Consider the following 12,003-nt stretch of genomic DNA (forward strand, 5'->3'; position numbering starts at 1 on the left):
TGATCAACACAATGAGGCGACTCGAAAGGCAGGGCACACGCGCATGAAACCCATCTGGATCGTGGATGACGACCAATCCATCCGGTTTGTGCTGGAGAAGGCGCTGGCGCGCGAAGAACTGCCCACCCGCAGCTTCACCCATCCGCAGGAGGTGATTGCCGCCCTCGATGACGCCAGCGACAGCGAAGGGCCACAAATCCTGGTGAGCGACATCCGCATGCCCGGTGGTTCTGGTCTCGACCTGCTGGAGCAGGTGAAAAAGCGCCTGCCCGGTTTGCCGGTCATCATCATGACCGCCTTCTCCGACCTGGACAGCGCGGTGTCGGCGTTTCAGGGCGGTGCTTTCGAGTACCTGCCCAAACCCTTCGATTTGCCCAAAGCGGTGGAGCTGATCCGCCGCGCCGTGGACGAAAGCCAGCGCGAGGAAGTGGCCGAAGAGCGCCTGGGCGCCGTGCCCGAGATGCTGGGCCAGGCGCCCGCCATGCAGGACGTGTTCCGCGCCATTGGCCGCTTGTCGCAAAGCAACGTCACGGTGCTCATCACCGGTGAATCCGGCGCCGGCAAGGAGCTGGTGGCACACGCCCTGCACAAACATTCCCCGCGCTCGGGGGGGCCTTTTGTGGCCATCAACACGGCGGCCATACCCAAAGACTTGCTGGAAAGCGAACTCTTCGGCCACGAGCGCGGCGCGTTCACCGGCGCGCAGACCATGCGCCGAGGCCGCTTCGAGCAGGCCGAGGGCGGCACGCTGTTTCTCGACGAGATCGGCGATATGCCCTTCGACCTTCAGACGCGCCTGCTGCGCGTGTTGTCCGACGGAAACTTCTACCGCGTGGGTGGCCACAGTGCCGTCAAAGCCCACGTGCGCGTGATCGCCGCCACCCACCAGAACCTGGAGCAGCGCGTCAAGGAAGGCAGCTTCCGCGAGGATTTGTTCCACCGCCTCAACGTCATCCGCCTGCGCCTGCCCGCGTTGCGCGAACGGCGCGAGGACGTGCCCATGCTCACGCGCTACTTCCTGCAGCAAAGTGCCACCCAGTTGGGCGTCGAGCCCAAGCGCATTTCAGACGCCGCCTTGCAGGTGCTGAGCGGCTTTGACTACCCCGGCAACGTGCGCCAGTTGCAGAACATCTGCCATTGGTTGACCGTGATGGCGCCGGCGCAAGTGGTGGACGTGAAAGACCTGCCGCCCGAGGTGATGGGCGGTGTGCCCGCGCCCACCGTCGGGGCCGCCGTGCCGGCCGCAGCACCATTGGCCATGCCGGTGGACATGCCACATGCGCCTGCACCAGTCGCCACGGTGCCGGCGGTGTCAGACGGCGCGGGCGATTGGGAGCAGGACTTGCAGGCCGAGGCCCAGCGCCTGCTGGCCCAAGGCCGCACCGATGTGTGGGACGTGTTGACGCGACGCTTTGAAACCCGCCTGATTCAGACCGCACTGGCCAGCACACGGGGCCGTCGCATCGAGGCCGCCCACAAACTCGGCATCGGTCGCAACACCATCACCCGCAAAATTCAAGAACTCCATTTGGAGGAGTGATCGCCCCGATCAGCCCAGCGTCATCACCACCGGTGCGTGGTCGCTGGGCCGCTCGTTCTTGCGTGGGGTTTTGTCGATCTCGCACGCGGTGGCGCGGGCCTTCACCGCGTCGCTGACCAGGATGTGGTCGATGCGCAGCCCACGGTTGCGGCGGAAGGCGAAGTCGCGGTAGTCCCACCACGAGTAACTCTTGGGCGGTTGAGGGAAGAGGCGCAGGCCATCGTGCAGCCCGAGCGCGATCAACGCGCGCAGGTGGTAGCGCTCTTCCTCGGTGCAGTGGATGGTGTCGCGCAGGCCTTCGGGGTCCCACACGTCGTCGTCGTCGAAGGTGATGTTGTAGTCGCCCATCAGCACCAGCTGCGGGTGCTGCGCCAGTTCGTCACGCACCCAGGCGCGCAGCGCTTCGAGCCAGTGCATCTTGTAGTCGAACTTCTCGCTGCCTGGCTCCTGGCCGTTGGGGAAGTAGGCACCGATCACCCGCACACCGTCCACCGTGGCGCACAACACACGCGACTGGTCATCGTCAAAGCCCGGGATGTTGCGGACCACGTCCTGCGCCGGCGCCTTGGTCAGCAGTGCCACACCGTTGTAGGTCTTCTGCCCGAACACCTGGGCCTGGTAGCCCAAGGCTGAAAACGCTTCGTGCGGGAACTTGTCGTCGGTGAGCTTGAGTTCCTGCAGTGCCAGCACATCCACCGGGTGGGCTTGCAGCCAGTCCAGCACCTGAGGCAGGCGCACGTTGAGGGAGTTGACGTTCCAGGTGGCAAGTTGCATGGTGGGGCGATGGGTCTGAACGTTGTGGTGGATTCGATCACCGCGTACCGCCTAGGCGTGCGCTTTCACTGAAGGGTTGCTTGCGTCAGTGGGCTGGTGCACCCGCCTGAAGTCGCGTTTGCGCCCATTCCAACCGCTTTGACGCGGTGTGGAGGAAGCGCAAAAGGAGCTTGTTGGCCAGTCGTGGAAAGGTCAAAAGCAAATCTTTGTAGGCGCTGCGCGTGATCAGCAAGAAGTCTACCGGCTCGGTGGTGACACAAGTGGCCGAGACCGGTTCGCCGTTGAGGAGCGCGAGTTCGCCCCAGCTGTCGCCGGGCGCCAGCGACAGGCGCGAGCACACGGAACCATCGTGGTTGGTCTGCACGGCTTCGGCCGCGCCGGTCAACACAATCAGCAGGTGGTTGGTGAGCTCGCCTTGCTGCATCAGCCTGGTGTGCCGTCCGGCCGAATACACCGCCATGTAGCGGCACAACGCGGTGGTCTCCGCCAGGTCCAGGCGGTCGAGCACCGGCGTGTTGCCGAAAATCTCATGAATTTCTGCGGCGTGGTCTTGCGCGCCGCCAAGAAGTTCAAAGTGTGTCGAGTTCACACAGTCCCCGATGTTTATTTGCAAAAGAATGCAAACGATGCTAACCGCGCCGCACCGGGTTTGGGTGGTGTCGGGCGGAAGTTTGGCTACAAGCGACTAAGCACTCCTCCAAGTGGCTGTGGGGCTCGAGGTGCATCCCAAAAACACGGCTTCGGAATGGGTGCGTTCGGACCATGGCAGGCCACAGATTCCGGGCCATTCTGATCAGGGGGTGCCTCAGATAATCCGCCCCACTGTCAAAACCCATGCAAGTTCACCGTTTTTTTTCCTCTGCCAGGGGCAGGGATGGCTGCCCGTGTTGTCGCCTTGTTGAGCGAGGCCCGCGTGCGGGTGCTTGGCAGGGGGTGGTTCAGGATCACACATGCTGCATTTGAACGGCCAGCGCTCGGTGCTCCAGCGCCGCAGCAACATCAGCAACGCCTTGCAGGCCCTGCTGGATGGCACGGCGGTGTTGGGCATCGCCTATTGGCTGATTGATCGCCATCTGGGGTTTGTCAGCGCACCCTATACCTTCATGGTGGTGCTGTTGCTGGGCATGCTGGGCCTGCTTTACGACCAGTTGGCGCTTTACCGCAGCAACGCCAACTTCACCACCAAGGCGTTGAAGATTTTCCAGGCCTGGACCCTGGCGTTTGCGATGCTGCTGGCACTGGGTTTTTTGACCAAGCAGACCGAGACCTTCTCGCGCCTTCTGGTCGGGCAGCTCTATGTGCTGGGTTTCTTCGCTCAGCTGCTGCTGCACCTGTTGTTGCGTGTCTTGCAGCGGCAGTTTCTGAAACATGCGGTCGAGCCTGAGAACGTGCTGGTGGTGGGCACCGGTTCGCTGGCGTCGTACCTGCACCAAAAAATCACGCAGAACCCGTGGCTTTCTGAGCGTGTGGTGGGCTGCGTGGGCTTGCCAGGCCACCAACCCAACGCAGCGGCCGATGGGCGCCATCTGCCGCCTTTGCTCGGCACGCTGGACGACCTGATGGCGCTGTTGGACCAGCACCAGATACGCACGGTGTATTTCGCTATCCCGCTGGACGCGTCCAGCGTGATCGAGAGCCTTTACTTCCGCCTTTTGGACCGGCACATCGCTGTGCATTGGGTGCCGGACATCTTCTCACTGCGATTGGTCAACCACAGCGTGCGCGAGATTGCGGGGGTGCCTGTGCTCACCCTGTCGGAGACGCCGCTGACTGGAACCCGGCGCTTGATCAAGTCGCTGGAAGATGTGGTGCTGTCGGCCCTCATCCTGCTGGTGATCTTGCCGCTGTTGCTTGTCATTGCGGTCGCCATTCGTTTGGACAGTCCGGGCCCGGTGTTTTTCAGGCAGCCGCGCATGGGCTGGAATGGCAAGACCTTTCGGATCTGGAAATTCCGCAGCATGTTTGTGCACCGCACCGAGAGCAACACCGTGCAGCAGGCCACCAAAAACGACCCGCGCATCACCCGGGTGGGCGCGTTTCTGCGCAAAACCAGCCTGGATGAACTGCCCCAGCTCTTCAATGTGCTGACGGGCGACATGTCGCTGGTTGGTCCCAGGCCCCACGCGGTTCAGCATGATCTGGAGTATTCACAGCGCATCGAGCAGTACTTTGCGCGGCACAACATCAAGCCCGGTATCACGGGCCTGGCGCAGGTGCGCGGCCACCGCGGCGAAACGCGCGACCTGGATCAGATGATCCAGCGTGTCGAGTCCGACATCGAATACATCAACAACTGGTCGTTGTGGCTGGACTTGTTCATCTTGGCCAGAACGACCATGGCGTTCAGCGGGAAAAACGCCTACTGAACGCTTGTGCGTGGGCGCCTAGCCCCATTGGCTCATTGTGCAGCGCGGTATCGGTGACTATTCTCAAGCAGCGTCTATCGCAATCTTGCCATTCAAATATTCAGGGGTTCAATATGAAATTCATGCCTGCTCTGCGCACAACGGCCGTCGCTGCTGTTCTGGGCGTTTCCAGCCTGGCCAACGCGGCCACGTTGGTCCAAAACGGTTCTTTCGAAGACACGGTGCTTGCCAATGGCACGTTCGCCATTTTCGACAGCCTGCCCGGTTGGACCACCACCACTGGCAACGGGATCGAGGTGCGCAACAATGCCGTGGGTGCTGCTCAAGACGGCAACAACTTTGTGGAACTGGACACCCGCGCCAATAGCAGCATGCTCCAGACCATCAGCACCGTGCTGGGCCAGGTCTACGAGCTGACCTTCTGGTACTCGCCGCGCATCAACATGCCGGCCAACACCAACGGCATTGAAGCGTGGTGGGGCAACACCCTGCTGACCACGCCGGCCATCACGGGCATCGGTGGCACGAGCAACAACTGGACCTCCTACACCTTCTCCGTGGTGGGCACCGGTTCCGACGTGCTCAAGTTCTCTGCTGTGGGTACCAGCGATACCTTTGGCGGCAACATCGACAACGTGTCCCTCAGCGCTGTGCCGCTGCCGGGCGCTGCGTTGTTGTTCGGCTCGGCCTTGTTGGGCTTTATGGGTTTCTCCAACCGCCGCAAGGTCTGATCACGGCCAACGCAAGGTTTGAATACCTGAGAGGGGCCTCGTGCCCCTTTTTCAATTCTCCGCGCGCGTTTCATTCGTCCACACGCCGTCCCTTCAAGACTTTTACTCGCCTCACGCATGAACAAGCTGTTTTCGCCCAAGTCCCTTTTGATGCTGGTGGTCACCAGTCTGGTGAGCGTGTCTGTCTGGGCTCAGGTCCCCGCGCCGATGTACAAGCTTCGTGCGGCCGACCGGCTCCAAATTTCGATCTGGCGCGAGGAGGCGTTGCAGCGCGAGGTCCGTGTGCTGCCCGACGGCAGCATTTCTTTCCCTCTGGTGGGGCGCCTGCCGGTGGCGGGGCTGGATGTGGAGCAGGTTGAAAAGCGCATCGCGGAACGCCTCAAGGCCTACATCCCCGATCCCATCGTGACCGTTGCCGTCTCAGGCACCGAGGGCAACGTGGTCTACGTTTTGGGTAAGGTAAACAAGCCCGGTGTGGTGCCCTTGAGCACCAACACCACCAGTGTGTTGCAGGTGCTCAGCCAGGCCGGCGGCTTGGATCGCTTCGCTGACGGCAACGCGGTGCATGTGCTGCGCGAGGAGGACGGGCCCCGCACCGCGCTGCCCGTGCGCTACAACGACCTCATCAAGGGTGACAGCCTGCAGACCAACGTGCGCATGCGCGCGGGCGACATTGTGTTGGTGCCTTGAACATGCTGACCCGAATGGTTTGTGTGGCGGCAGGGGTGGCCGCGAGTTTGCCGGGCATCGGGCTGGCGCAATCGTTGTACCAACACCGCATCACAGCGCCGGTGGGGCTGTCGTATGACGCCAACCCGGGTTTGAGCGAAACGGATGCCGGTGGTGTGTACCGCGTGCATGTCTCGCCCAGTTACACCCTGTCGCGCAACGCGGGGGGCGATGAATTCCAACTCAAGTTGGGTGCGGTCATCGAGCAAAGCAGCAACACCGCTCTCAGCCGCAACCGGCAAGACGGCAACGCGCGGCTGAGCTGGCGCACCGCGTCCGACACCACAAGCTGGGGTTGGCATGCTGCGTACGAGCAAAGCGCCGCCCGCGCGGCCCTGCTCGAAGAAACCGGCCAACTCAGCGACGACGGCACCCGCACCACCCGGGGTCTGGGGGCGCAGCTGGCGCACGAGTTGGACGAGCGTCACATGCTCAGTGTGCTGGCTGATGTGAAATGGCATGCCTACGATTTTGGTCACACACCCGATCACCGCCTCAGCAGCGCCCAGGTGGAGCTGAGCCGTGCCGCGTCGCCCGGCCAGGATTGGTTTGTGTCGGCGGGTGTGTCGCAGTACGCACCCGACACCGTCGCCTCAACGGGCGCCGTCCATGGCACGGCCCCCCAAAGCTTGCAGCGTGGCTTGCTGCTGGGCTACCGCAGTCAAGTTGACGGCAGTCCATGGGACTGGGAGATCCGAGCCGGCGTGGCCCGCTTCACCGGCGCTTTCAGCGACACCATGCCACAAGGCGAAGCAAAGCTGGGGTACCAAAGCCCGCGCTGGCACTACAGTGCCTCGTTGTCTCGGCTGCCCGTCGCCAACAACTTGCTCGGGTCATTTGCCCCCAACACCCAGGCCCGTTTGCGGGCCGAATACCAGTTGACCGAGTACACCACGGTCGCGGTGGACGCCTTGCACAACCGCACACAAGCCAGCCAGACCGAGGCCACACGCCAGCTGGGCATGCAGGTATCGACGGACCTGAGTCCGCTCTGGCGCATGACGGCCCAGCTGCGTGGCACACGGGCCGAGCGTCACATCGCTGGCCTGCCGACGCAGGCCAGCAACCGCAGTGCCAGCCTGGTGTTCACCTACCTCCACCCCGATTTCTGACCCCCACAGGCAGAAGCGCATCCGATCACCACGGCATGTCCCCAGACGACCACCAGCTTTCCCTGTCCGACTACCTCGCGATTCTCAAGCGCCGTGCCCTGCTCATCATCGCCACCTTTGGCGGGGTGTTTGCCGTGGCCGTGGCGGTGGCCTTGCTCATCCCGCCGGTATACCAGTCCACCGGCACCATCATGATCGAGTCGCAGCAGATCCCGAACGATCTGGTGCAGGCCACCGTCACGAGCTACGCCGACGAGCGCATTGAGATCATCAAACAGCGCGTGATGACCCGCGAAAACCTGCTGCGCATCATCGACAAGTACCAACTCTTCAAAGACCGCGGGCTGACCTTCACCCCGTCAGAACAAATCGACGAAATGCGCCAGCTCATTGGCGTGCAGTTGGTCAACGCCAACATGCGCCAAGGTCAGCGCGGATCGGCCACCATCGCATTCCGCGTTTCGTTCGAGCACCGCCGCCCCGACATCGCGCAGCGTGTGGCCAACGAGCTGGTCACCCTGTTCCTCAGCGAAAACGTAAAAGTGCGCAGCGAACGCGCCACGCAGACGACGGAGTTTTTGACCCAGGAGGCCAACAAGCTCAAGACCGAACTTGATGCGTTGGAAAGCCAGATTGCCAGCTACAAGCAGGAGAACGGCGCGGCGCTGCCCCAAAACATGACGCTGAGCATGAACGCCATCCAGCGGCTGGAAGGCGAACTGCGCGACACCGAACGCGACCACCGCGCCGCCGAAGAAGAGGCGCGCTACCTCGAAGTGGAGCTGGCGGGCGCCAAAGCCGCCGTGACCAACGCCGCGGTCCTCGCGGGAGTGGGGTCGCCCGCCGCCATGGCCGATACCAATGAAGCCGAACTTCAAAAAGCCCGCGCCCTCCTGGCGCGCATGGCCACCACCTACACCGACAACCACCCCGATGTGCGCGCCACCAAGCGCCGCATCGCGGCTCTTGAAAAAGCACTTGCTGAGGCCAGCAGCGCCCCGGCGGCGAGCACCCCTGTCGCCGTGCCCGGTGCGTCCAAGTCACCCACGGTGGCGGCGGCCGAATTGGTGGTCGCCAAGGTCGAATCCCGCTTGGTGGCCGCCCGCTCGCGCATGCAATTGCTCCAGGGCCAACAAGGTGGCTTGCGTGCGCGCTTGGCCCAAGCCGAAAGCCAACTGTTGCAGGCCCCGCAGGTGGAGCGTGGCCTGGCCGCCCTGATGCGCGACCACGAAGGTGCCAAGCGCAAATACGAAGAGATTCGTGCCAAACAAATGACCGCCCAGGTGGCCGAAAACCTCGAAGACGATCAGAAGGCCGAACGCTTCTCGCTGCTGGAGCCGCCGCTCACGCCCGATCGTCCCATCAAACCGGACCGCAAAAAAATGATCGCCTTGGGCTTTGTGCTGGCGGGCGTGGCTGCCGCCGGCTTGGTCATGCTGCTCGAAACCCTGCATGGCACGGTGCGTGGGGCTGACGCCGTGGCGGCCATCACCGGCCACCGGCCGCTGGTGTTGGTGCCCTACATCACCATCGCAGAAGAGGCTGCACAACGCCGCAAGCTGCTGCTGCGCTTGCTGGGCGCAGCCGTGGCGCTGCTGTTGGTGGCCTTGGTGGCCATCCATTTTCTGTACATGCCGCTCGACGTGCTGATCGTCAAAGTCATGCTCCGCCTTTCCTGAACCCGGGCGCCCCATGGAACGCATCAAACAAGCCATTGACAAAGCGCGGCAACAGGCCGCTCACGCCCCGGCGTCGGGGGCCTCACCCAGGCCATTGCGGCCCAACCACGTGAAGCCGGCCGGCGGCGGTGTGGCACAAGCGGCATCGTCAAGCCCGTCAGGACCGTCTGCTCTGGACGCCGACCATCAGATCGAGGTCAGTTACACGCACACCGAGGTTGTGGAACTGGACCCCGTGCACTTGGAGCAGCGTCGCGTGGTGGCCTTCAACAAGGCCAACCCCAACAACTGGGCTTTTGACGTCTTGCGCACCCAGGTGCTGCAAAAGATGGATGAAAAAGGCTGGCGTACCCTGGCCATCACCTCGCCCACCCAGGAATCGGGCAAAACCGTGTTGGCCATCAACCTGGCCATGAGCATGGCCCACCACACGCAGCGCACCGCCGTGCTGGTGGATTTTGATTTGCGACGTCCCCGTGTGGCCAGCTACCTGGGCATCCAGAAAACCCCCTCACTCAACGAGGTGTTCAGCGGCGATGCCGAGTTGCCGGATGCCCTGGTCAATCCCAATTTGCCAAGGCTGGTGGTGTTGCCCACCAACCGGCCCGTGCCCAAGGCGGCCGAGTTGCTGTCTTCGAAAAAAATCGCCCACATGATTCGCGACCTGCGCGAACGCTACCAAGACCGCATCGTCATTTTTGACCTGCCACCCATGATGGCCGGCGACGATGTGATGGCCGTGCTGCCCAACATCGACTGCGTGTTGATGGTGGTGGGCAACGGCAACAGCACCCGCCGCGAGATCGAGGAGAGCATGCGTCACGTGCCTGCAGACCGCTTGTTGGGCGTGGTGCTGAACAAGGCCGAAGCGGCCACCCGTCAGGGTTACTACTAAATTCTAAAATTTTGACAATTGATATTTGTGTTTTTTTTTCCGCATGAAGTGCCGATAATGAACACATGTTTACAAAATTTGTCATTTCGTCCGCCTGCCTGATCTTGCTCGCCGCGTGCGGTGGTGGTGGCAGTTACGCAACCGATGAGGACCACAACCGTGATGGGTCCAATCAACTGGCGGAAGGTGATCTCCTACAGACCGCCATTCCAAACATAGGCATTGGCGTACACCAACTTTCGTACTGGGACCGCAGCTTTGCCATGGCGGATGTGGTGCGGCAGGCACGTTTCGTTAACTTGAGCTGGGGCATTGACGTAGGAGCAGACGCGCAAGGTGCACCCACTCAAGATTTTTTTCTGATCTTTGGCTCACACAGAACTGGCGCAGGCAAGTACACGCTGATGTTCAACGGGCGCGCGGACGTTACGGTCAGAGGTGCACCTAATGGCAGCATACAAAACATGCGCTACGACGTCACGAGTAATCGCAGCACCGCCGATGTATTGCTTCCCGAAGACGTTTCCGGGAACATTTGGCTCAGCTTCCGCAACACCCGAAGAGCACACACCTCCAGCATCAGCGACGGGGTCACCAATGTGCAGTTGTGGCGCCCTGGCTATCCCACGGATGGTTCTGTCACATTCACCCAGGAGTTCATCCACGCGATGAAGAAGTTCAAGGTGATCCGCACCATGGACCTTGTCAGCACCAACACCAACCCCACCGCCAATTGGAGCGAGCGGACATTGCCGGATTTTGTGGGGATGACGGGTGACAAAGGCCAGTCGTGGGAAATGATGGTGACTTTGGCCAACGCCACCGAGCGCGATCTGTGGATCAATGTACCGGTCAAGGCCGATGATGAATACATTCGAAATTTGGCGCTGCTTTTGCGCTATGGCTCCGATGGCGCTATGCCTTACACCAGCCGGCAGACCGAACCGAAGTACCCGCCGCTCAAAACAGGTATCAAGGTGTACGTGGAGTACGGCAACGAAGTCTGGAATTTTGCTGGAGGGTTCAATGGATTTCGTTGGGCGTTGGAATTGGCCAACCTGCACCGTATGAACCCGGCGCACCCTATTGCCAACGACGGTGTCGTTGGCGACCAATACATGGCACTGCGCCGCTGGATTGCCTTTCGCTCGGCGCAGATCAGTCAAACCTTTCGCCAAGTTTGGGGCGACAGCGCCATGATGAGGACGGTACGTCCAATTTTTGCAACACAAGCGGGTGACGCGAACCGTTACCTCTCACATGGTCTTGCGTGGGCTGAGAGCTACTACGGCGACGTGTCCCGCTTGTGGTACGGCGGCGGAGGCGCTGCGTACTATGACTCCACGGTGGAGCCAACCGACCTGCTGCCTTCCACCATGCAGGCATTTTTCGATGGATTGCCTTCCAGCCAATTCGCACGTACCGTTGCCGCAGACAGCGTTTGGACCAAAGCCTACGGTCTGAGGAACGTAGCGTACGAAGGCGGTCCTGGTCCGGGTGGACGCACGCTTCGTCCCGACAGCGCTAGAGCAGAAATTGCATATGCCTACAACGCCGATCCTCGCATGCGCGACCGTATGCATGTGGCACAAGATATATGGCGTGCCAATGGCGGCGACTTGTTGGTTTACTACGTCTATAGCTCGTCTGCATCGTGGTCGTTCTCTGATGGCTCTCGGCCGCTCACACGATCGGACACGGACAGCACCAAGATGCAATTTGTGTCGGACTTGTCTGATGCGCTTCGCCCCGAGCCCCATGTCGCCCTGGGCACTCCGGTGCCGGGCACCGTGTACCTGCGATCACCCGATGCAGCCATTCAAACACGCATCAGTGGCAGCACCACATGGAAGTACAACGGCACCGCCTACCGCATCAATGCCAATGCACAGCAACCGGCCCATTCAGAAACCGTGCTTGTGCCCATCCACACCCGCAGGACTGGCACCTACAGCGTGTCGGTCAACACGCTGGATGCACTGGCCACAGACCGGCTTGACATCTTTGTGAATGGGCAGTGGGCCGGGCAGGTCAGCCCTGGGGTGACCACCACGCCGGGCCAGCCGGTGGCAACGACCCACGTGACCCTCCGTTTGCCCGAAGGCCTTTCGGTGGTGCGTGTACGGGCTAGGGTGGGCAGCGTGTGGATTCGCGATCTGGTGGTGTCGGCCAATTGA

10 protein-coding genes are annotated in these 12,003 nt (G+C 61.8%); 8 read left to right on the forward strand and 2 right to left on the reverse strand.

Going from position 1 to position 12,003, the window contains the following annotated elements:
• Positions 1-43 precede the first annotated feature (43 nt).
• Positions 44-1,540 (forward strand): nitrogen regulation protein NR(I), encoded by a 1,497-nt coding sequence (ntrC, locus tag ACFQPB_RS06095; protein ID WP_382220657.1) that lies wholly within the window; start codon positions 44-46, stop codon positions 1,538-1,540.
• A 9-nt stretch (positions 1,541-1,549) separates the two neighbouring features.
• Here ntrC and ACFQPB_RS06100 read toward each other — a convergent pair whose 3' ends face one another.
• Positions 1,550-2,314: an exodeoxyribonuclease III gene (locus ACFQPB_RS06100; protein WP_382220660.1), complete on the reverse strand. Its 765-nt coding sequence runs from the start codon at positions 2,312-2,314 to the stop codon at positions 1,550-1,552.
• A gap of 85 nt (positions 2,315-2,399) precedes the next feature.
• Positions 2,400-2,903 carry a cyclic nucleotide-binding domain-containing protein gene (locus tag ACFQPB_RS06105; RefSeq protein ID WP_382220663.1) on the reverse strand — a complete coding sequence of 168 codons (504 nt, stop codon included), beginning with the start codon at positions 2,901-2,903 and terminating at the stop codon, positions 2,400-2,402.
• A gap of 361 nt (positions 2,904-3,264) precedes the next feature.
• Between ACFQPB_RS06105 and ACFQPB_RS06110 the strand changes: the two genes are divergently transcribed.
• From ACFQPB_RS06110 to ACFQPB_RS06140, 7 genes are all read left to right on the forward strand, one after another.
• On the forward strand, positions 3,265-4,680 hold the full coding sequence (locus ACFQPB_RS06110; protein WP_382220666.1) for an undecaprenyl-phosphate glucose phosphotransferase: 1,416 nt from the start codon (positions 3,265-3,267) through the stop codon (positions 4,678-4,680).
• 122 nt (positions 4,681-4,802) lie between these two features.
• A complete protein-coding gene (locus ACFQPB_RS06115; RefSeq protein WP_382220668.1) occupies positions 4,803-5,411 on the forward strand; it encodes a carbohydrate binding domain-containing protein in 609 nt (202 codons plus the stop codon).
• Between the two features lie 117 nt (positions 5,412-5,528).
• On the forward strand, positions 5,529-6,101 hold the full coding sequence (locus ACFQPB_RS06120; RefSeq protein WP_382220671.1) for a polysaccharide biosynthesis/export family protein: 573 nt from the start codon (positions 5,529-5,531) through the stop codon (positions 6,099-6,101).
• A gap of 2 nt (positions 6,102-6,103) precedes the next feature.
• Positions 6,104-7,252 carry a hypothetical protein gene (locus ACFQPB_RS06125; RefSeq protein WP_382220674.1) on the forward strand — a complete coding sequence of 383 codons (1,149 nt, stop codon included), beginning with the start codon at positions 6,104-6,106 and terminating at the stop codon, positions 7,250-7,252.
• A gap of 35 nt (positions 7,253-7,287) precedes the next feature.
• Positions 7,288-8,931: a GumC family protein gene (locus ACFQPB_RS06130; protein ID WP_382220676.1), complete on the forward strand. Its 1,644-nt coding sequence runs from the start codon at positions 7,288-7,290 to the stop codon at positions 8,929-8,931.
• Between the two features lie 13 nt (positions 8,932-8,944).
• Positions 8,945-9,826 carry a CpsD/CapB family tyrosine-protein kinase gene (locus tag ACFQPB_RS06135; protein WP_382220679.1) on the forward strand — a complete coding sequence of 294 codons (882 nt, stop codon included), beginning with the start codon at positions 8,945-8,947 and terminating at the stop codon, positions 9,824-9,826.
• A 65-nt stretch (positions 9,827-9,891) separates the two neighbouring features.
• Positions 9,892-12,003 carry a hypothetical protein gene (locus ACFQPB_RS06140; RefSeq protein ID WP_382220682.1) on the forward strand — a complete coding sequence of 704 codons (2,112 nt, stop codon included), beginning with the start codon at positions 9,892-9,894 and terminating at the stop codon, positions 12,001-12,003.

It is taken from the genome of Hydrogenophaga atypica (assembly GCF_042665215.1).
In the GTDB taxonomy this organism is placed as follows: domain Bacteria; phylum Pseudomonadota; class Gammaproteobacteria; order Burkholderiales; family Burkholderiaceae_C; genus Hydrogenophaga; species Hydrogenophaga defluvii_A.

Coding starts and splice junctions, on each gene's coding strand:
- ACFQPB_RS06130 (WP_382220676.1), top strand. CDS start 7,288: ATGTCCCCAGACGACCACCAGCTTTCCCTGTCCGACTACCTCGCGATT.
- ACFQPB_RS06115 (WP_382220668.1), top strand. CDS start 4,803: ATGCCTGCTCTGCGCACAACGGCCGTCGCTGCTGTTCTGGGCGTTTCC.
- ACFQPB_RS06140 (WP_382220682.1), top strand. CDS start 9,892: ATGTTTACAAAATTTGTCATTTCGTCCGCCTGCCTGATCTTGCTCGCC.
- ntrC (WP_382220657.1), top strand. CDS start 44: ATGAAACCCATCTGGATCGTGGATGACGACCAATCCATCCGGTTTGTG.
- ACFQPB_RS06100 (WP_382220660.1), bottom strand. CDS start 2,314: ATGCAACTTGCCACCTGGAACGTCAACTCCCTCAACGTGCGCCTGCCT.
- ACFQPB_RS06125 (WP_382220674.1), top strand. CDS start 6,104: ATGCTGACCCGAATGGTTTGTGTGGCGGCAGGGGTGGCCGCGAGTTTG.
- ACFQPB_RS06120 (WP_382220671.1), top strand. CDS start 5,529: ATGAACAAGCTGTTTTCGCCCAAGTCCCTTTTGATGCTGGTGGTCACC.
- ACFQPB_RS06135 (WP_382220679.1), top strand. CDS start 8,945: ATGGAACGCATCAAACAAGCCATTGACAAAGCGCGGCAACAGGCCGCT.
- ACFQPB_RS06110 (WP_382220666.1), top strand. CDS start 3,265: ATGCTGCATTTGAACGGCCAGCGCTCGGTGCTCCAGCGCCGCAGCAAC.